Raw genomic sequence first — 20,401 nt, 5'->3', positions numbered from 1 at the left:
CCTAGGCATTCAAGGGGGAGCGTGCGTGCTCTTGCGATGAACAATTCCGATACTATCGCGACAGACATTGCGGCGCTCCCCTTTCTCACAGCTACCGATGTGCGCAAGGCCTTTGGCGGTGCCCAGGCCCTGAGAGGTGTCGCCATCGATCTGCGGCCCGGCGAGGTACATGGGCTGGTCGGCGCCAATGGCGCCGGTAAATCGACCATGATCAAGGTTCTTGCTGGCCTGGTTCCGCCCGATGGTGGCGAGATTCGGGTGGATGGGAAGCTTGTTGCCATCGACTCGCCACACAAGGCCGCCGAACTCGGCATGAGTTTCATCCATCAGGATCTGGCATTGGTGCCGTCGATGACGGTGCTCCAGAACATCATGCTCGGCGTCGCCAAGAAGAAGCGTTTCGGACTGGTGGATTGGAAGGCGATCGCGCGTGATGTGGCGCCGCTTGCCGCGCGTGTCGGGCTACGCGCCAGCCTGGATGCGAAGGTCCGCTCGCTTTCGACCGCCGAGAGCTGGATGGTCAGCATTTGCCGCGCCCTGGTGCACAAGGCACGGCTCATCGTCATGGACGAACCGACCGCCTCCCTATCCGCCGGGGAAAGCGAGCGCCTGTTCGACATCATCCAGGATCTGTCGCGCTCGGGCGTCGCCGTCCTCTATGTGTCGCACCGATTGGACGAAATCCTGCGTCTTTGTGACCGCGTGACAGTCTTTCGTGACGGAAGGTCGGTCGCTGAAGTCGATCGAACTCAGCTTAGCCGGTCCGTTCTGGTGGAGGCGATCGTCGGGCACAGCGTTGCCCTGGAGACGCAGATCGCACGCAGGCGCCCCGTCGGCGCGCCCGTGCTCAGCGTCTCCCATCTCGTTCGGCACCCCAAGGTGAACGATGTGTCGTTCCACCTCTATCGGGGTGAAGTGCTCGGCATCGGCGGGCTGGTCGGTGCCGGGCGCACCGAACTTGTGCGACTGATCTATGGCGCGGACCGGATCGATGCCGGCGCCATGGTCCTCAACGACAAGCCCTTCGCGCCGCGCCAATCAACGGATGCCTACCGAGCCGGGATCGGCCTTGTGCCGGAAGAGCGGCGGTCGGAAGGCCTTTTGCTGCAGAAGAGCATCGCCTTCAACCTGTCGCTCGCCAATCTGAGCAGCCTGACCATGTCGTCGCTGTTTCCGCTGATCAGTCCGGCCAAGCGCAACCACCTGGCGCGCGACATGGTGGCGGACCTCGCGATCAAGACACCGGGGATCCATGTTCCTGTGGGACGCCTCAGCGGCGGCAATCAGCAGAAGGTGGTGATCGGCCGCTGGCTGCGGCGAAGCCCCCGCATCCTCATCCTCGACGAGCCGACGCGCGGCGTCGATGTCGGCGCCCGCGCCGAAATCCATCGCCTCATCCGGAAGCTCGCGGCGGATGGTATGGCCGTGCTGGTCATCTCGTCGGAACCGGATGAACTACCGGATCTGTGCGACCGTGTGCTGGTGATGGCTGAGGGAAGGATCGTCACTGAGCTTGCCGGCGATGCCATCTCGCGCGCCTCGATCGTTGCTGCCAGCTATGTCGACCAGGCAGCCTAGTAAGGAACGGAGCCCATGACCGATATCGTGCTCAGCAATCGCCGCCTCTCGCCAGGGGCCAAGCATGCGCTCAGCGTCTTTGCACGCTATGCCACCATCATCGGGCTGGTTCTCATGCTGGCGGCCTTTTCGATTCTCTCGCCCAAGGCGTTTCCAACCCTGGGTAATTTCACCAACGTGATCAACCAGGCGTCGCTCGCCATGATCATCGCGGGCGGCCTCACCATGGCCGTCATCGTCGGTGAGCTTGATTTGTCGATCGGATTTGCGGCCAGCCTGCACGGCGTCTTTGTGACCGGGCTTATCGTGCGGCACGGGCTGCCAATTCCAGCGGCCATCGTCGTCATCCTGCTGGTCGGCGCCTTGATCGGCCTGGTCAACGGCCTAATCGTCACCAAGGCGAAGGTCAATTCCGTCATCGCGACGTTGGGGGTTGGGACGATCCTCACGGGCCTCGCCTTCGCTTACTCGGCCGGCGTGCCGATCGTTGCCGGCGTGCCGGAGGCGTTCCTGCAATTGTCGCTGGGGCGTTGGCTGTTCGGCATCCCCAACAACATCGTGATCATGGTTGCCGTGCTGGGCAGTCTTTGGCTGCTGGTGGAAAAGAGCGCCATCGGCCAGGAAATCCAGGCGGTGGGTGGCAATCCGGCCGCGGCTCGGCTTGCCGGGATCAATGTCGACCGAATCAAGATCCTGGGCTTCGTGCTGTCCGGCGTGTGTGCGGCGCTGACCGGTACCCTGCTTGCGTCGCGCCTTGGCAGCGGCACGACGAGTGCCGCCGATTCCTATCTGCTCACGGCCTTCGCCGCGGTGTTCCTGGGGTCCGCTACCTTGCGCGACGGTGAATTCCATATCATCGGCACCTTCGTCGGCGCGCTGATCATCGCCTTCGGCTTCAATGGCCTCAATATCTTCGGGGCGCCGACCTATTCGCAATATATCCTGCAGGGCGCCATTCTTATCATTGCCGTCGGCCTTTCCAGCCTGGGCCGACAGATGGCGGAAAATTGAGGGAGCAGGTCATGATCGCGGCGTCGCCTTGGGAAGTTTTTGTCATCGAATTCGCGCGGTCAAAGGACCAACCGCTCGACGGACTGATCAGCGGCGCACATGACGATGGCGTGGTCGATTTGCCCTTTTCGTTCGTCATGGCGCGGCGTGGGGAAAAGGTGGTCTTGATCGATACCGGATTCATGCAGGAAGGAATCGGCGCTGAAATGGGGGTCCGCTTCGGGATTCCGGATTGGATCTCGCCCTTGCGCATGCTGGCGGAACTTGGCGTGGCGCCGGAGCAGGTGACGGATATCGTCATCTCGCACGCGCATTTTGACCATATGGGTTCGATCGGCAAGTTTCCCAAGGCGCATATCTGGGTGCAGAAGGCCGAGATCCTGTCCTGGATCGAAGCGATGGCCCTGCCGCCGCAATTCGGCTTCCTGACGGCCATCATCAATCCGGACGATCTTCGCAATGCCTTCGACGCCTCGGTCGAGCATCGCCTTACATTGCTGGAAGGGGATCGCGACAATGTTCTGCCGGGCCTTCATGTGCGCTTCGGCCAGGGTCACACCCTCGGCCAGCAATTCGCCATCCTGGAAACGAACAAAGGCCGCCTCGTCATCTCCGGCGACTGCGTCTATGACGGGCGCAACATCAAGGGCCATAACCATGACGGCGTCTATGTGCCGCTTGCCAACGGGGTGGGTAGTATCTGGGAACAACTGAAGACGATGGACCGCATCAATACCGAGATCGGCGGCGATCTCGACCGGCTCATCATCCTTCACGACAGCAAACGCTGGCCCAAGCTCCCCATCGTCAAGGAAATCGAAGGCTTCCGTATTCTGCGGGCGGCCTAGCCGCGCACTTCGCGCAGGAACTCATCGACCTGCTGTTTCAACAGTGCGCCGCAGCAAGGCCTGTTTCTCTGCCAACGCTACACCGCCGATTATGGCGAAATCCCTCATAGCACAGCGGCGAGATGGGCGATTTCCGCTGCCGTGGCGGTGCGCCCCAAAGTGTGGATCGGCAGGCCCGGCCAATGGCGGGCGAGGGTGGTCGCGGTTTCCTGAACCGGAACCGGGCTCACCGGCGATTCATTGAGGATGACGGCGTGGGGTTCCAGGTGATGGTGCCGCATCGCCGCCAAGGCCGCCAATGTATGGCTGATCGTCCCAAGATAGGATCCGGCTACCAGCAGGATGGGCAGATCGAGATCGGCCATCCAATCCATGACCGTATGCCGGTCGTCGAGCGGCACGAACACACCCCCCACGCCTTCGATGATGAGGCGGCCATCCGCCGGCATCATGCCGGCCACCGCGCGGCAGGTGGCGACCAGTTTGTCATAGGGGATGGTCTTGCCTTCGCGAGCTGCCGCCATGTCGGGCGAGAGCGGTGCCAGGAAGCGCCAGGGCGAGATGAGGTTGAGCCCCTGGATATCCATTGGCGCGTCCAGCGCCGTCAGCAATTGCCCGGCATCCGAGCCCGGCACATCGGCAGGATCAAACCCGCTCATGACCGGCTTAAGGGCAGCGATGGCGCGCTGCTCTCGCCGCCAATGGCGCAGCAAGGCAGCGCTGACATAGGTCTTGCCGATATCGGTGCCGGTGGCGGTGACGAAATAGCCGGTCATGATCGCGTGTTATTCGCCTGAGCAGTTGTTGCGGCGTCGTTGGCTTGACACCCCCAAGGTGCCAGCTTAGCGTCCGCCACGATTGAGTTGAAGCGGGAAAGGGTCCAGCGACATGGACAAGTCAAGTGCCGGAATTCTGCGTCATGATTGGTCGGTGGCCGAAGTGGAGGCGCTGTTTGCGTTGCCCTTCAATGACCTGATCTACCGCGCGCAAACGCTGCATCGCCAGCGTTTCGATGCCAATGAAGTGCAGATGTCCACGCTGCTGTCGATCAAGACCGGTGGTTGCGCCGAAGACTGCGCCTATTGCCCGCAGGCCGCGCAATACCAGACCGGCGTCGAAGCCGACAAGCTGATGAGCGTCGCCAAGGTGGTGGCCGAAGCCAAGGCCGCCAAGGATGGCGGCGCCTCGCGCTATTGCATGGGTGCCGCCTGGCGCGAGTTGAAGGACCGTGATGTCGAAGCCATCTGCGACATCGTCAAGGGCGTCAAGGATCTGGGTCTCGAGACCTGCATGACCTTGGGCATGCTGACGGAGGCGCAGGCCGACGCGCTCGCCGATGCTGGCCTCGACTACTACAATCACAATATCGACACGTCGCCGGAATATTATGGCGAGATCATCACCACCCGCACCTATGACGACCGGCTGCAGACGCTGGACCGTGTGCGCTCTGCTGGCATGAAGGTCTGCTGCGGTGGGATCGTGGGTCTTGGCGAAGGGCGGCGCGACCGTGCCGCCATGCTGGTGACGCTCGCCAACATGACGGAACACCCTGAATCGGTGCCGATCAACATGCTGGTTCAGGTCGCAGGCACGCCGCTCCACGGCACGGACACGCTCGATCCCCTGGAATTCGTGCGTACCATCGCCGTGGCCCGCATCATGATGCCGGCCTCGATGGTGCGCCTCTCCGCCGGTCGCGAGACGATGAGTGATGAAGTGCAGGCCCTGGCCTTCCTCGCCGGCGCCAACTCGATCTTCTGCGGACCGAAACTGCTGACCACGGCGAATCCCACCCAGCCACGCGACGAGATGCTGTTCGACAAGCTTGGCCTGAAGCCGATGCCGGCCCATAGCCAACATGCCTGAGCCTGTCGGCGGCAGGCCTGACTGGCTGACCCAGGGCTTCCAGCATCTATGGCTGCCCTATGCGCAAATGCAGACGGCACCCATGCCGCTGCCAGTGGTGCGGGCGGAAGGGGCGCGCCTGTTCCTGGCCGACGGCAGCAGCCTGGTTGATGGCATTGCCTCCTGGTGGACCCAGGCCCATGGCTATAACCACCCACATATCCGCGATGCTGTTGCGGCACAGCTCGAGAAACTGCCCCATGTGATGCTGGGTGGCCTCGCCAATGAACCGGCGATGACCCTGGCGACGCGGCTTGCCAAATTGCTGCCGGGCGATCTTGATCATGTGTTCTTCTGCGAATCAGGTTCGGTCTCGGTCGAAGTCGCCATGAAGATGGCGATCCAGTACTGGATCAATCGCGGCGTCACGGGCCGCACCCGCTTTGTCAGCTTTCGCCACGGCTATCACGGCGACACCATGGCCTGCATGTCGATCTGCGATCCCGAGGAGGGCATGCACGGCCATTTCAAGGGGTACCTGCCGGAACAGATCGTCGTCGACCTGCCGCGCGATGCTGCCGGCGAAGCGATGTTCAGCGAGATGTTGGCCCGTCGCGGTGGGGACATCGCCGGCATCATCGTCGAGCCCCTGGTGCAGGGTGCCGGCGGCATGAAGTTCCATGACCCGTCCGTGCTGTCGTTCCTGCGTCGGATCAGCGACGCGCACGGACATTTGCTGATCCTCGACGAGATCATGACGGGCTTCGGCCGCCTCGGCACGATGTTCGCCTGTGAGCAGGCCGGCATCGTGCCCGATATCATCACCTTGTCGAAGGCGCTCTCCGGCGGAACCTTGCCGCTCTCGGCGGCCATTGCGCGCCAGCATGTGTTCGACGCCTTCCTGTCGGATCGTGCCGAGACAGCCTTGATGCATGGGCCGACCTATATGGGCAATCCGCTGGCCTGCGCCGCCGCCAATGCGTCGCTCGATCTCTTCGAGCGCGAGCCGCGCCTCGCGCAGATCGCCGCCATCGAGCGGCACATGCTGGCTGCCCTGGCAGCTTGCCATGGTCTCAAAGGTGTCGTCGATGTGCGGGTCAAGGGCGGCATCGGCGTGGTGCAGCTTGATCGCACTGGCGAAGGTCCTTGGCTGCGTCCGCATTTCCTGAAACGTGGCGTGTGGATCCGCCCCTTTGGCGACATCGTCTATCTGGCCCCACCCTTCATCGTCGACGAGGCGGAACTGGCGCAGCTGACCGGCGCCGTCGTCGACGTCATTCGCCTGTGGTCGGCGGAACGGGCGTGAGGGCCTAGCCCTTGGCCGGCGCCTTGACGGTGAGCAGGCCGAGCTTGGCCAGCCAGACAAGGCCGCGTTCGATGCGGTCGCGGCGGGCTTCCGGCGCATCTGCCAGGATGTCGGCGACGGTGAGGGGACCGCGTCGCTGCAGATCAGCAAGGATGCGCGCGCAATCGTCAGGATCCGGCGCCATCGGTTTGACGAAGGAGATGAGAGGAGATTGCAGGAGCACCTGCAGCCGCGCGCCATCGGCGCCCTGTGCCACCGCGACCACGTGCGCATCGCCCAGAATCTCGCTGGGATAGCCGGCAAAACTCAGGAACGGATCGAGGCGTGCCGGATTGGCAGGTTGTCCGGTGTCACGTGCTGCATTCTCCGCACCGGCTTTCCGGTGCTCGGCCAATTCCTGCCAAAGCGCCTGATAGCGCTTCACCACCACCGCCCAATCGAAATTGTCGATGGCGCGCTGCCTTGCCGCAGCTCCCATGCGCTGGCGCAGGGCCACGTCGTCGATGAGTTTCAGATAGGCGCGCGCCGCGGCGTTGGGATCGATCGCCACGAACTGGCTGGAATAGCCGCAATAGAGATCGTAGGTGTCGATGCCCGCGGCATGCCGGTCGGCAAGATCGATACCGAGGCCGGCACGTGGCATCAAGGTGGCAACCCGCAGCCCGTCGATGCCATCGCGCACCGTGTCCCGGTAGCCGTTCCAGTCACTGACGACGCCAGGAAGCCCCGCTGCCATCGCCTCGATCGGCGTCAGGCCGAACGTCTCCTGGAAATTGTCCGAGAGCGAGGTGAAGAGGTCGGCGGCGTTCCAGGCCTGGGCGCGCAGGTCCGGCTTGCGGCCGTCGAGGAAGATCGCGTTCACGCTGGGGCAGAATTGCGCCGCGCCATTCCTGAAAGCATTTTCGATGAACTCATTGGCGAACCAGCCGGCCTGGATGAGATGGACCTTGCGGCCGCTGCCCTTGGCCAGGGCCTGCGCCGCGCGTTCCAGGCCCAGATACATTGGCAAGGGATGGGCCTTGGCGTGAAATGACAGCCGACCGACAAAAAGAACCACGGCATCGTCCGGTCCAATTCCCAACGCTGCCCGTGCCGCCGCGCGCTTGTTGGCGTCCGGAGCAAATGCGTCGGTGTCGACACCGAGTGGAATGATCGGCAGTTGCGGTCGCGTGAAATGGCCGGCACCCATGCGGGCAACCAGGTATTCCTGCTGCTGGTCGAGGACCAATTCGATCGTCTCGCGCACCACGCTTGAGGTGCAGATGAGCGCATCCCACGCCTGGACCGGTGCGGTGAGCAGGCCCGATATCCAATCCATGGCGCCGGCGGATGCCGTCGTGTGGGTGATGCCGGCGATGGAATAGAGCTTTTGCCCAACGGCGCGCCGGCGCCAGGCCGCGGCGGCGAGACTCGGATCCGGCAGATAGAGTGTGCCGGGACCGCGCGGGCTGGCGGCATCGCTCTCATCCAGCCAGCGGACCGGTCGCTTGTTGCCGAAGCCGGCCACCAGCCGCTGGAAATGTCCGGCGAACTCCTTGGTCGCTGCGTAACAATAGAGCGTGTCGACGCCGCTGTGACGCAGGAACCCCTTGAGGAAACCTTCGCCGGCGGCGTGGCGGCCCATCAGCTTCTGGCGGCCTGTATCGTAGCCCTCGGGCTGATAGAAAATGGCGGCATTGGCCGCGGGAATCGGGTCGGTCATGGGCCGGGAGCATAGCGGCCCGGCGCGGCGGAACCAAAGCGCATATTTGCGAGCGGCCCGCCGCGCTTGACCACCACCGTCAGTTCAATGTCGTGGCTTTGCCGTCGACCATCTTGAAGATGCCTTTGGGCGCCGGCGGCATCGTTTTTGCCGGACTGCCACCACCGCCACCGGTGCCGCCGGTTGGCGTCGGCGTCTGCACGCAGGTGCTGCTGGTGCAATAGACATTGGTGCTCGATCCGTCCTGGCCGATGATCATGTAGCCGGTGATGCCACTGCCCATGTTGACATCGCTGAGGATGCAGGACGAGCCCTTCTTGGCGCAGGCATTGTGGAAGGTCTGGTTGTTGGTGCCAGGCACTTCTTTCGGCTCGGCCGACGCTGCCATGGGCAACGCCAGCCAGATGGCGGCGATCACGGCGACGCCGGCAAAGCGGCGGCTTGTCGAGGTAGCAAGGCTGTACATTTGGCTCTCCATCAAGGACGTCCCCGGGGAGAAAGATGTATTTTAAATAGCCAATATCCAACATTATATTCTCGTTTAGTGTGATAGATCACACATTTTTGAGAACGCTAGGCACCCGACGTAGCAATTATATTGTCATTTTCCACAATTTGCCGGGGATCTGCAGGCATTGCGCCCTAGGGCATAGTGTGGCGATTCGCAGAATCACTGCTCAGGCAGGTGGGGCCATGGGCCGCAGCGCTGCCAAAAAGCACCAGCGCCCGGGACGGATCGTCGAGGCTCTGCAATTGACCGATACGGCGGCGGTGACCACCGTATCGGTCCTGGCAAGACGCGGGCTAGTTGACCGTATCGGGCGCGGCCGGAAGCTTGGGAGCGCCGGGCGTTTTATCTGGAAGCGCTCGATTTGGCAGCGGATCGCCTATGAGTTGTTTCGCGCCCCCCTCCGGCAGGGTTCGGTTCCATTGGCAGACCATTTCGCCGCCGCCCATTGACGAGCAATCGTACACGGTGCCGCCCGGCAATTTGCAACGGATGCCACCACCGGGGGCTGTCGAGGATGTCCCGCCCGCGCTTTGGCAGTTTGCGACGAATTGCGTGGGCGACAACCTGACAATGGCGAAGCCCGATTTCGCGAGCGCGCTCGTCGTAAATGCCGGGATGATCGACGCTGCGACCAGCACGGTCGCGGCTAGTCGACTGAAGCAGAACATCGAAAAGGTACGCATAGTGGCTCTCCTGTTAAACCCAGTCCCCGGAGAGAAAGATGTATTTTAAATAGCCAATATCCAACATTATATTTTCATTATGTGTGCAAGATCACACATTTTTGAACCGGAAGTCGCCCGAAAATCATAATTATATTGCTAATTTCCACAAATTAGCGGGGATTTGCACGCATTGCGCCCTAGGGCATAGTGTGGCGATTCTCAGAATCTCCCTACAGGATGGTCTGGCCATGGGCCGCAGCGCTGCCAAGAAACATCAACGCCAGGAACGCATCGTCGAGGCTTTGCGGTCGAACACCGCCTTGCGGATTGGCGAACTGGCCGAGGCGCTGGGTGTCTCCGGCGAAACCATCCGGCGGGACCTGGCCGAGCTCGATCAAAGCGGATCGGTCAGCCGCACCTATGGCGGTGCCGTCGCCCGCACGATCACTTCCGAGCCGGTCTGGAGCGTGCGCCATACCGAGTATCGCAGCGAACGGACACAGATCGCGAAAGGGGCCTTCAGCCTGGTAACCCCCGGCGACATCATCTTCCTGGAGACCGGGTCGACCATGATGCATTTCGCCGAGCTGCTGGCGGCCGAAGCCGAGCGGCTGACGGTGATCACCAGCGGCCTCGCCGTGGCGCTGGCTGTCGCGCAGAATCCCAAGATCACTGTGCATGTCTGTCCGGGCCTGCTGGATCTCCATGAAGCAAGCGTCACGGGCGCCGAAACGGAACACTTCCTGCAGCGCTACAATGCCAACCTCGCTTTTGTCGGCTCCACCGGCATCACCGGCGAGGGTCTCTATGAAAGTCACCCCGGTATCGGCGCCATCAAGCGCACCATGCTGTCACGGGCCAAGCGCCGCGTGGCGCTGCTCGATCACAGTAAATTCGGCCAGGCCAGCCTGATGGTGGCGTGTCCCTTGAACGAGGTGGATGTGCTGGTCAGCGACCGACGGCCCGACGGCGAGTTAGCCCAGGCGTTGGAGCGCGCTGGCGTCGAGATCCTCGTCTGATCAGCCGGCGAGCAGCTTCTTTGCCAGCCAGCGGTGGAAGCAATGCGTCGGGCCATCCATGGCCGGCGAGAACACGCCGCCGTCATAACCGGGCGAATGCCGACCGCGCTGCATGCGCTCGACCACATCGATGTCTTCGGCGAAGACGGTTTCCCAGGCTTTAAGATTGGCCGCCTTGACCGGTTCGAAAGCCGGGTCGGCCGAGGCATCGTCGATGTAATAGATCTCCAGATGCTCGCGCGTCTGGCCCGTCGCGAGCGGCTCCAGGCGGATGGCGTAATAGTGGTCGCGGTGGATGCCGAGCAGGACATTGGGATAAAGCGAGGCATATTCCGCAGCCTTGTCCCAGCGTGCGGGCAGGTCCGGGAATTGCGGGCAGATTGGGGCCGTCCTTCACCAGCAACGGCGTATAGGCATGGCTGCCCTGACCGGAGAAATGATCCTCCGCCTCGATATTGTAATGATCCTCCAGCTTGGAATAGGAGTTGAGGCCGGGATGGATCGACGGCAGGTGATAGGCCTCGCAATAATTCTCGACGGCGAGCTTCCAGTTGCAGTTGACGGTGAGCTTCAGACTACCGACCGGGCCAGGATGGCGGATCCGGCTCATGTCGAAATCGGCCCAGCGATCCTTGAGCGGCTTGATGAAGGTTTCGAACGGCTCGGCATCGCCGCTCATATTGACGAACACCATGTCCCAGAAGATCTCGCTGCGGACCGGCTTCAACCCGTGTTCACTCTTGTCGAATCCGGGAACCTCGCTGGTGCGCGGACCGCCGATATGCGGCGTCCCGATCAGACGGCCTTCAAGATCGTAGACCCAGGCATGGTAGGGACAGCGCAGGCGCCGGCTGACATTGCAGGGTTCGTTCACCAGCTGCGCGCCGCGATGCGAACAGACATTGTGAAAGACACCGATGCCGCCATCCTGGCGCCGCACCATAAGAACAGGCAGACCAAGGACATCAGTCGGGAAGGCATCGCCGGGACTGGCCACGTCGCGCCCGAAGCCGATGCAGAACCAGGTCTTGGCGATGACCCGGTCGCGTTCCCACTCGCGAAAGGCATCGCTGACATAGGCTTCGTTGGGCAGGCCGCGCGCCGTTTCGATAGGCTGCAACACGCGCTCGAGTGCTGCTGGATCAAAGGGCAGGCGGGTCGAATCTAGGCGGGGTTGCACGGCTGGCTCCTGGCTGACGAATGGCCGGAGTGTCCGGTTTCACTCCTGCAATGTAAATCCGTACTTGTGTGATCCCGGCATGAAGTCATGTAATAGATGGGTACAGGCTTCATGCGGCGCCCCTATGCCGCAGTAACCACAGATCATAGGTCATCGCGGTTCATCATGGCTCGTCCGTCGCTCCGTCGCTCCTTGCCGCCGTTGAATTCCCTGGTCGCCTTCGAGGCGGCGGGCAGGTTGGAGAGTTTCACCGCGGCCGGCCGGGAACTCAGCCTCACCCAGGCCGCCATCAGCCGGCAGATCCAGCAGCTGGAATCCGATCTCGGCGTGCTGCTGTTCTCCCGCTCACGCCGCGGCATGCGCCTGACGCCCGAAGGGGACATTCTCTATCGATCCGTGACGGCGGGCCTTACCTCGATCTCGGATACGGCGACCACGCTGCGCCAGCAGCAGGGACGGCGCAATGTCACCATCGGCGCCACCCTGGGCTTTTCCACCTTCTGGCTGATGCCGCGCCTGCCTGGCTTCCGTTCCGCAAATCCCAACATCGATCTGCGCCTGGTGGCCTCGGATGCCTTGGGCGATCTTGCCGAAGAACGTATCGACATGGCGATACGCTATGGCGACGGCCATTGGCCGGCGGTCAATGCCACCCGCCTGTTCGGGGGCGAGATGTTCCCGGTGGCAGCACCTGCCCTGCTCAAGGGCAAGAAGCTGCCGCTGAGCCTCGATGATTTTCGCGCCATGCCGCTCCTGGAGTATGAATCGGCCGATCCGCGCTGGCTCAATTGGGAAGACTGGTCGCATGGGCTGCCCGAAAAGCCCAAGCTGCCGGCAGCGCGCATCCGCTTCAACAGCTATCCTCTGTTGGTGCAGGCGGCGGTCGCCGGCGAGGGAATTGGCCTTGGCTGGCGCTATTTTGTCGACGAATTTCTCCATGACGGCAGGCTGGTGCGCCCCGTGGAAGAGGTGATGGTGACCGATTTTGCCTTCCATCTGGTTGAGCCGATCGGCGCCAGGCCGCGCACGGCCACCACGCTTTTGCGCAACTGGCTGCTCGACCGGGCGCGGGAGAGCGCCGCGACGGCGCTGCCGTAACGAGCGCTAACAAGCGCCCCTCACCCCGACCCTCTCCCCGTAAGAACGGGCCGAGGGAGTCCCGACCGAGTTCGCCTAAAGCCACTCGCCCCGCTTGCGAGGAGAGGGGTTGGGGTGAGGGGCCCCTCGACGCAAAATCGCCCTGCCGGTTTTGCGTCATCGTCTGTCGATAATTGACAATGGCGCAAAATCGGCTGAGATAGCCTTGCCGCCATCAAGACGGATTCAGGCGAGGCCTTACCCATGCTGCCAGCTTTCTTTCCCCTCAAGATCCTGCGCTATGGCCTCAGCGGCAAATATCCGGCCGTGCGGTTCATCCCCAAGGCCCAGGATCTCAAGAAGTCGTATGACGTGGTGATCATCGGCGGTGGCGGCCATGCCCTGGCCTGCGCCTATTACCTCGCCAAGACCCATGGCATCACCAATGTCTGCGTGCTGGAGCGCGGTTATCTGGCCGGTGGCAATACGGCGCGCAACACCGCCATCATCCGCTCCAACTACCTGACGCCGGAGGGGGTCCGCTTCTACGAGCAGTCGCTGAAGCTCTACCGCGAGTTCAGCCAGGAACTGGATTTCAATATCCCTCTATTCGGAGCGCGGCCATTTCACGCTGGCGCATACCGATGCCGCCATGCGCACCAGCCGCTGGCGCGCCGAGGTGAACAAGCAGTTGGGCGTCGATTCGGAGCTCATCTATCCCGACCAGATCGCCAAGCTCTGCCCGCATCTCAACATGTCGGACCATGTGCGCTATCCCATCATGGGGGCGCTCTTTCATCCGCCGGGATCGATCGCGCGGCACGATGCCGTGGCCTGGGCCTATGCGCGGGGTGCCGCCAAGATGGGTGTCGAGATCCACCAGCAGACGGCGGTCAACGGTCTCATCATCGAGAACGGCACGGTGAAGGGCGTCGAGACCTCGCGCGGTACCGTCTATGCCAACCGGGTGATGCAGGCGGTGGCCGGCAACACCTCGGTGGTCGCCAAGATGGCGGGCTTCCGCCTGCCCATCAAAACCATTCCGCTGCAGGCCTGCGTGTCCGAGGCAGTCAAACCCTTCCTCGATCCGATCATCGTCTCGGGTTCGCTGCACATCTACGTCAGCCAAAGCTCGCAGTCGGCGCGCGGTGAACTGGTGATGGGCGGCTCGACCGACCCTTACGGTCTCTACAACACGCGTTCGACGCTCGATTTCAAGGAAGGGCTGCTCGGCCACATGCTGGAACTGCTCCCCATGCTGGGCGAGGTGAAGGTGATGCGGCAATGGGCGGGGATGACCGACATGACGCCGGATTTCAGCCCGATCATGGGCCTCACCCCGGTGAAGAACTATTACATCGACAGCGGCTGGGGCACCTGGGGCTTCAAGGCGACGCCGGTCTGCGGCATGACCATGGCGCACACGATCGCCCATGACAGTCCGCATGATCTCATCAAGCCGTTCTATCTCGACCGTTTCGTCGACTATGCGCAGGTCGGTGAAAAAGGTGCGGCCTCGGTCGGCCATTGAGGGGAGAGATGAAATGAAAGTCATGAATTGCCCCTTGAACGGCCCACGCAACATCAGCGAATTCGCCTGGGGCGGCGAGGTGAAACCGATGCCCGATCCCGCCAGCGTCGATGACAAGGTCTGGGCCGATTGGCTGTTCCTGGAGAACAACGAGGCCGGTGTCGTGCGCGAATGGTGGTGCCATGTGCCGACCTCGTTCTGGTTCATTGCCGAACGAAATACCGTCACCGACGAGATTCTGAAGACCTATCCGGCAGGTGATGTGTTCAACGCCCGCGTGGAATTTGCGCCGAAAGCGGCAGAGGTCAAGAAATGAGCGACATCAATCGCCTGCCCGCACCCTTCGGGCGCCTGATCGACCGGACTGAATCGGTCAGTTTCGATTTCGAGGGTCGGACCATCACCGCCTACAAGGGCGACACGATCGCCTCGGCCTTGTGCGCCAACGATCAGTGGATGATCTCGCGCTCGTTCAAATATCACCGGCCGCGCGGCGTGCTGACCATGGCGGGGCAGGATGCCAACACGCTGGTGCAGTTGCCGCAGGAACCCAATTGCCTTGCCGACAAGTACCCGGCGGCCAATGGCTTGAAGGTGAAGGCACAGAACTATTTCGGCTCCTTCGACAGCGACATGGCGCGCGTGGTGGAACTGGTGCACCGTTTCCTGCCCGTCGGCTTCTATTACAAGACGTTCAACGAGAAGCGGAATTCCTGGAAATTCTGGGAACCAATCGTGCGCGCCATGACGGGATTGGGTGCCATCGATCCCACGGCGGATTTCCACGAAAGCTATTACGACAAGCAGTATCTGTTCGCCGATGTAGCAGTGATCGGCGGCGGGCCAGCCGGCTTGGCGGCGGCACGCGCCGCGGCGGAAGCGGGTGCCGAGGTGATCCTCATCGAGGAGAATGCAGCGGTTGGCGGGTCGTTGGGTTATGCGCGCTTCGATGCCGAGGGCACGCGGGCGCCCTCGCTGCTCAAGGAGATGTCGGTCGAGGGCATCAAGAACCTCACCGTCATGACAGGGGCTATCTGCTCCGGCGTCTTTTCCGACAATTGGATTCCGGTGATCAAGGGCAACCGCTTCTACAAGCTGCGTGCGAAGTCGATCGTCGTCGCCACCGGCTCGATCGAGCAACCGGCCGTCTTCCGCAACAATGATCTGCCGGGCGTGATGATGGCGAGTGCCGCGCAGCGCCTCATCCGGCTCTATGGCGTGCGACCCGGCCGCAGTGCCGTGATCCTTGCCGCCAATGACGATGCCTATGGCGCAGCGCTCGACCTCATCGAGGCGGGTGTCGCCGTGAATGCGATTGCCGATCTGCGGCCGGCGTTGTCGAATTCGCCGCTGGTGGCGGCGGTCAAGGCGCGCGGTGTGGCGATCCATGTCGGGTACGGCATCTCGGAAGCGCTCTATGCGCAGAAGACCCATATCTCCGGGGCCGTGCTGGCGCCGGTATCGGGAGAAGGCACCTTGGGCGCCGGCGGATTCACAGCGCCCTGCGATCTCATCCTCATGTCCGTGGGGTTCAGCCCGGCGGGGCAGTTGCTGCACCATGCCGGGGCGAAGTTCGGCTATTGCCGGGAGTCGCATATGTTCCAGCCGGTGGGCCTGCCGGCGAATGTGCAGGCTGCTGGTTCGGTCAACAATGTCTATGACCTTGATGCCGTGGTCGCCGATGGCAAGCGCGCTGGCTTGGCGGCTGCCAGGGATGCCGGCTGCGATGTCGGTGCAGTTCCCACCGCACCAACCGAGCGTGGCCATATCGGCCGCACACATCCCTGGCCGATTTTCCCGCATGCGCGTGGCTTCGATTTCGTCGATTTCGACGAGGATCTCAAATATCACGACCTCATCAACGGCATCGCCGACGGCTATGACAATGTCGAATTGCTGAAGCGCTATTCGACTGTCGGCATGGGGCCGAGCCAGGGGCGTCATTCGGCCGTGACCTCGGTGCGTGTGGTCTCGCGCGAGACGGGCACCGACATCGCCAACATGAACGTCACCACGCAGCGGCCGCCTTACACGCCTGAAAAATTCGGCCATCTCGCCGGCCGCGTGTTCGATCCGGAACGCCGCACGGCGATGCATCACCGGCATCTGGAGCTGGGTGCCCAGATGATGCCGGCGGGTGTCTGGTGGCGGCCTGCCTATTACGGCACGAAGTCCGAGCGCAGCAAGGCGATTGCCGCCGAGGTAAAGTCGGTGCGCGAGAATGTCGGCCTCATCGACGTCTCGACCCTGGGTGGGCTCGATGTGCGCGGGCCGGATGCCGCCGAATTCCTCAACCGCATGTACACGTTCAGCTACACCAAGCAGCCGATCGGTCGCTCGCGCTATGTGCTGATGACCGACAATGCCGGCGTCATCACCGATGATGGCGTCGCCTGCCGGTTCCATGACGAGCACTTCTACGTGACGGCGACCACCAGCGGCGTCGATGTGGTCTACCGCCAGATGCTGTTCTGGAATGCGCAATGGCGTCTCGATGTCGATGTTGCCAACGTCACGGCGGCCCTCTGCGGTGTCAACATCGCCGGGCCGAAATCGCGCGCTGTCCTGCAGAAGGTCTGCACGGATATCGACCTCTCACCGGAAGCCTTCCCATACATGGGCGTGAAGTTGGGCACGGTAGCGGGGATTCCTGCGCGTCTGATGCGCGTCGGTTTTGTCGGCGAACTGGGCTATGAAATCCATGTGCCGGCAGGCTATGGCGAGGCGCTGTGGGATGCGCTGCTGGAAGCCGGCAAGCCGGAAGGCATCAAGCCCTTCGGTGTCGAAGCGCAGCGTGTGCTGCGACTGGAAAAAGGCCATATCATCGTCAGCCAGGACACCGACGGCCTCACCAGCGTCTGGGAAGCGGACATGCCTTGGGCGCTTGCCAAGACAAAGCCGTTCTTCGTCGGCGGACGCTCGACCGAGATCCTCGCCAAGACCAGACTGGTGCGGAAGCTGGTCGGCTTCACCTTGAAGAATGCCACGGATCCTTGCCCCGAGGAGTGCCATCTGGTGCTGAAGGGTGAGGAGATCGTGGGGCGCGTCACCTCGGCGGTGCATTCGCCCAGCCTTGGCAAGGTGGTGGGTCTTGCCTATGTGCATGGCGACGATGCCGAACCGGGCAAGGAATTCACCATCAAGGTCGATGGCGGCAAGCGCATCACCGGTGTGGTGACGAAATATCCATTCTACGATCCAGAGAACAAGCGGCAGGAGATGTGAGATGAGCAATATCAATCCTGCCAGCCTCAAGCGCCGCAGCTTCATCTATCGCGATCTCGCGGCCTTGGGCGCAGAATTCGGCGAGATCAATGGCGGTGCGGTCCCGCTCAGTTTTGGCGGCACGCGCGAGGCCGAGCTGGCATCTGCGCGCAGGCTTGCCTTGGCCGATCTTTCCGTCATGCCGCATTGCGGCTTCAAGGGCAAAGGCACGGCGGAATGGCTGGCCGCCCAGGGCCTCAATATCGGGCCGGACAGCAACAAGGCGTACGCGCAAGCCGGTGGCGAATCGGCAGCGCGCCTGGCGCCGACGGAAATCTTCCTGCTGGATTCTCTCGCCGGGACCGGCGCCCTGATGGCGCGGTTGAACGCGGCGTGGGGCTGGGCCGAGGCAGCGCCCCGGCCACAACAGGGCTATCCGCTGCCCCGCCAGGACAGCCATGGCTGGTTCATGCTCGCTGGCGAGTTCGCGCCGGAAATGTTCTCGAAGATGTGCGGCGTCGATCTCAGGCGCGACCGGTTTGCGGATGGTTCGATCGCCCAGACATCGCTCGCCAAGATGAGCGCCATCATCATCCGCGCCGACCGCAAGGGGAAGGATGGCCGCGTGCATGCGGCCTATCATGTGCTGGCCGACATTGCCTCGGCCGAATATCTCTGGTCCTGCCTGATGGATGCCGGCAAGGAGTTCGATATCAGGCCGGTGGGCCTTACCGCGCTTCAAGACCTGGAGTCATGAACGAGCGCGAGATCGCAGATTTCGCAGCGGCCCGCACCATCGGGGCCGCACCCTTTCGCCTCGCCATCATTCTGGTCCCCGGCTTTGCCTTGATGTCCTTCGCCTCGGCCATCGAGCCGGCGCGGGCTGCCAACCGCATGTCGGGGCGCAAGCTCTATCAATGGGCCCTGTTCGGGACCGGGACCGGTGGTGTGGAATCGAACAGCGGCATCGAGGTCGCGGCCAAGCCGGTGAGCGAGCTTGATCCGGCCGATTTCGACATGGCGATCATTTGCGCTGCGACCCATGCCGAGGCCAAGCGGTTCATGGCCGTCGAAGCGGCAGCTCGTCGCCTGCACCGGGCGGGGCTCGCTTTGGCCGCGGTCAGCACCGGCAGCTTCGTGCTGGCGCGGGCTGGTCTGCTCACGGGGCGGCGCTGCACGGTGCATTGGGACTATGCAGATTCCTTCCGCGAAGCTTTTCCCGATGTCGAGCTGCTCAATGATCTCTTCGTCGTCGATGGCCGGATTCTGACCTGTGCCGGGGCGACGGCGGCGCTCGACATGATGCTGGAACTGATCCAGTGCCATCATGGCCGCGAACTGGCGCGCCAGATTGCCGACCAGTTCCTCCATGGCGGCATTCGCGGGGCGACCGAGGGGCAGCGCCAGGTGCTGCTGGGGGCCGCGGTGCGCAACACGGTGGTGCAACGCGCGGTCCAGCGCATGGAAGCGACTGTCGAGGAGCCTGTATCGCCGGCGAAACTCGCCCATGAACTGGGTGTCAGCCAGCGCCAGCTGGAGCGCCTGTCGAAGCGCTATCTCGGCTGCACACCGGCCAAGTTCCATGCCCAGCTCAGGTTGCAGCGGGCACGTCGCATGTTGCGCCAGACCGAACTCAGCGTGGCCGAGATTGCCATTGCCTGCGGTTTTGTCTCACTTTCCCATTTCGCCAAGGCCTATCGCCGGCAATTCAGCGTCAGTCCGCGCCAGGATCGCCAGGCGGCCTGACGATGGCCGCGACTTAAGGAGGCATGACGCGGCTGCAATCTGTCGCTATGCTCCGCCATCGACCAATTGAGTCGGTCGCAGGACAATATTCAGTGGGACAGGGTCATGGCGCGTGAGCGCACCAGCAGCCGCGACAAGGACAACAAGAAGCCGGGCAATCTGGTGAAGGCTGCGGCCCGCCAGGGCCGCTCGACCACGTCCATGGCGGGTGCCCCCGACAAACTCACAGCCAAGCAGACCAAGCAAGCTGCCGACCTGCAGCAGGATCCGCATCACGTCAGCGACAAGGGTCGTTCACTGGAAGCGGCGATCGGCCGCGAAGTGCGCAATTTCCGTCATCAACTCAACATGACGGTCGCCCAATTGTCGGTCGCGTCCGGCATGTCGGCGGGCATGCTCTCGAAGATCGAGAATGGCCAGACTTCCCCGTCGCTTGCCACCTTGCATGAACTTTCAAAGGCCCTTCAGGTCCCGGTGACCTCGTTTTTCCGTGGTTTCGAGGAAGAACGGTCCGCGACCTTCGTTTCAGCGGGGCAAGGCCTCCCCATCGAGCGCCGCGGGACCCGCGCCGGTCACCAGTACCAGCTGCTCGGCCATGGTTTCAGTCGCGGCCTCGCGGTCGAGCCCTACCTGGTGACGCTCACCGAGAACTCCGATGTGTTTCCCATCTTCCAGCATGATGGGGTCGAGTTTCTCTATATTTTACAAGGCGAAGTCGGCTATCGACACGGCGACAAGCTCTATCATATGCATCCCGGCGACAGCCTCTATTTCGACTCGGACGTGCCCCATGGGCCGGAACAACTGATCAAGCTGCCGATCCGGTTCCTGTCCATCATCACCTATGCCCGCGACAACGATTAGTGCCGGTCGCCGCAGGAATAGAGTTTCCTGTCGTAAAAAGTTTCATTATTCTTGACAGGGAGCAGGGCAGGCTATCTTTGGTCAATCTTCGTTTAAGCCCCAAGGGAGGTACGCGCCATGTGCGGTATCGTTGGCCTTTTCCTCAAGAATCCGGCGTTGAAGCCGGCACTCGGCAAACATCTCGAAACCATGCTGATCGGCATGACCGATCGCGGCCCGGACAGTGCCGGCATCGCCGTTTATCATAGCCCGGTCTCCGGCAAGCGCAGCAAGCTGACCTTGTTCAACGCCGATACCGCTTATCCGTGGCG

General features: G+C 62.6%; 16 protein-coding genes and 3 pseudogenes. 14 read left to right on the top strand and 5 right to left on the bottom strand.

Annotated elements, in window-relative coordinates; genetic code table 11:
- Nucleotides 1-36: 36 nt before the first annotated feature.
- From IPK59_10830 to IPK59_10820, 3 genes are read left to right on the top strand one after another with little or no spacing between them, the layout of a single operon-like run.
- On the top strand, nucleotides 37-1,578 hold the full coding sequence (locus tag IPK59_10830; GenBank protein MBK8159223.1) for a sugar ABC transporter ATP-binding protein: 1,542 nt from the start codon (nucleotides 37-39) through the stop codon (nucleotides 1,576-1,578).
- A gap of 15 nt (nucleotides 1,579-1,593) precedes the next feature.
- Nucleotides 1,594-2,589: an ABC transporter permease gene (locus IPK59_10825; GenBank protein MBK8159222.1), complete on the top strand. Its 996-nt coding sequence runs from the start codon at nucleotides 1,594-1,596 to the stop codon at nucleotides 2,587-2,589.
- Between the two features lie 11 nt (nucleotides 2,590-2,600).
- The gene (locus tag IPK59_10820; protein ID MBK8159221.1) at nucleotides 2,601-3,437 is read left to right on the top strand and encodes an N-acyl homoserine lactonase family protein; all 837 of its coding nucleotides are present in this window, start codon (nucleotides 2,601-2,603) and stop codon (nucleotides 3,435-3,437) included.
- A 104-nt stretch (nucleotides 3,438-3,541) separates the two neighbouring features.
- On the opposite strand, the gene bioD is transcribed toward IPK59_10820, so the two are convergent.
- The gene (gene bioD, locus IPK59_10815; protein MBK8159220.1) at nucleotides 3,542-4,213 is read right to left on the bottom strand and encodes a dethiobiotin synthase; all 672 of its coding nucleotides are present in this window, start codon (nucleotides 4,211-4,213) and stop codon (nucleotides 3,542-3,544) included.
- A gap of 112 nt (nucleotides 4,214-4,325) precedes the next feature.
- On the opposite strand from bioD, the gene bioB reads away from it, so the two are divergent.
- Both bioB and IPK59_10805 read left to right on the top strand, forming a co-directional pair.
- On the top strand, nucleotides 4,326-5,306 hold the full coding sequence (gene bioB / locus IPK59_10810) for a biotin synthase BioB (GenBank protein MBK8159219.1): 981 nt from the start codon (nucleotides 4,326-4,328) through the stop codon (nucleotides 5,304-5,306).
- Nucleotides 5,299-6,591 carry an adenosylmethionine--8-amino-7-oxononanoate transaminase gene (locus IPK59_10805; GenBank protein ID MBK8159218.1) on the top strand — a complete coding sequence of 431 codons (1,293 nt, stop codon included), beginning with the start codon at nucleotides 5,299-5,301 and terminating at the stop codon, nucleotides 6,589-6,591. The genes bioB and IPK59_10805 overlap by 8 nt, the downstream gene beginning before the upstream one ends.
- Before the next feature lie 4 nt (nucleotides 6,592-6,595).
- Here IPK59_10805 and IPK59_10800 read toward each other — a convergent pair whose 3' ends face one another.
- From IPK59_10800 to IPK59_10790, 3 genes are all read right to left on the bottom strand, one after another.
- A complete protein-coding gene (locus IPK59_10800) occupies nucleotides 6,596-8,293 on the bottom strand; it encodes a glycosyltransferase family 4 protein (protein MBK8159217.1) in 1,698 nt (565 codons plus the stop codon).
- A 79-nt stretch (nucleotides 8,294-8,372) separates the two neighbouring features.
- On the bottom strand, nucleotides 8,373-8,759 hold the full coding sequence (locus IPK59_10795) for a hypothetical protein (GenBank protein ID MBK8159216.1): 387 nt from the start codon (nucleotides 8,757-8,759) through the stop codon (nucleotides 8,373-8,375).
- Between the two features lie 338 nt (nucleotides 8,760-9,097).
- Nucleotides 9,098-9,487, bottom strand: coding sequence for a hypothetical protein (locus tag IPK59_10790; protein ID MBK8159215.1), 390 nt, complete (start codon nucleotides 9,485-9,487; stop codon nucleotides 9,098-9,100).
- A gap of 230 nt (nucleotides 9,488-9,717) precedes the next feature.
- On the opposite strand from IPK59_10790, the gene IPK59_10785 reads away from it, so the two are divergent.
- Complete coding sequence (locus IPK59_10785) at nucleotides 9,718-10,488, top strand: DeoR/GlpR transcriptional regulator (GenBank protein ID MBK8159214.1); 771 nt, start codon at nucleotides 9,718-9,720, stop codon at nucleotides 10,486-10,488.
- Here IPK59_10785 and IPK59_10780 read toward each other — a convergent pair.
- A pseudogene (locus IPK59_10780) lies at nucleotides 10,489-11,668 on the bottom strand (aromatic ring-hydroxylating dioxygenase subunit alpha).
- Between the two features lie 165 nt (nucleotides 11,669-11,833).
- Here IPK59_10780 and IPK59_10775 point away from each other — a divergent pair.
- The 8 genes and pseudogenes from IPK59_10775 (at nucleotide 11,834) to IPK59_10740 (ending at nucleotide 20,333) form a co-directional block, all read left to right on the top strand.
- Nucleotides 11,834-12,766, top strand: coding sequence for a LysR family transcriptional regulator (locus IPK59_10775; GenBank protein ID MBK8159213.1), 933 nt, complete (start codon nucleotides 11,834-11,836; stop codon nucleotides 12,764-12,766).
- A 243-nt stretch (nucleotides 12,767-13,009) separates the two neighbouring features.
- Nucleotides 13,010-14,276 (top strand): annotated as a pseudogene (locus IPK59_10770) (FAD-dependent oxidoreductase).
- 13 nt (nucleotides 14,277-14,289) lie between these two features.
- Nucleotides 14,290-14,592, top strand: a complete 303-nt coding sequence (locus tag IPK59_10765; protein ID MBK8159212.1) for a sarcosine oxidase subunit delta — start codon at nucleotides 14,290-14,292, stop codon at nucleotides 14,590-14,592.
- Nucleotides 14,589-17,501 carry a (2Fe-2S)-binding protein gene (locus tag IPK59_10760; protein ID MBK8159211.1) on the top strand — a complete coding sequence of 971 codons (2,913 nt, stop codon included), beginning with the start codon at nucleotides 14,589-14,591 and terminating at the stop codon, nucleotides 17,499-17,501. Before IPK59_10765 ends, IPK59_10760 begins: the two co-directional genes overlap by 4 nt.
- A 1-nt stretch (nucleotide 17,502) precedes the next feature.
- Nucleotides 17,503-18,237, top strand: a complete 735-nt coding sequence (locus tag IPK59_10755) for a sarcosine oxidase (GenBank protein ID MBK8159210.1) — start codon at nucleotides 17,503-17,505, stop codon at nucleotides 18,235-18,237.
- Nucleotides 18,234-19,226, top strand: coding sequence for a GlxA family transcriptional regulator (locus IPK59_10750; protein MBK8159209.1), 993 nt, complete (start codon nucleotides 18,234-18,236; stop codon nucleotides 19,224-19,226). Before IPK59_10755 ends, IPK59_10750 begins: the two co-directional genes overlap by 4 nt.
- Nucleotides 19,227-19,331: 105 nt before the next feature.
- Nucleotides 19,332-20,090, top strand: coding sequence for a helix-turn-helix transcriptional regulator (locus IPK59_10745; GenBank protein MBK8159208.1), 759 nt, complete (start codon nucleotides 19,332-19,334; stop codon nucleotides 20,088-20,090).
- 117 nt (nucleotides 20,091-20,207) lie between these two features.
- Nucleotides 20,208-20,333, top strand: a pseudogene (locus IPK59_10740) (glutamine amidotransferase).
- Nucleotides 20,334-20,401 lie beyond the last annotated feature (68 nt).

Source organism: Rhodospirillaceae bacterium (assembly GCA_016712715.1).
Taxonomy (GTDB): domain Bacteria; phylum Pseudomonadota; class Alphaproteobacteria; order Dongiales; family Dongiaceae; genus Dongia.
The sequence above is the reverse complement of the archived record's forward strand: the minus strand, read 5'-3'. Positions and strand labels throughout refer to the sequence as shown.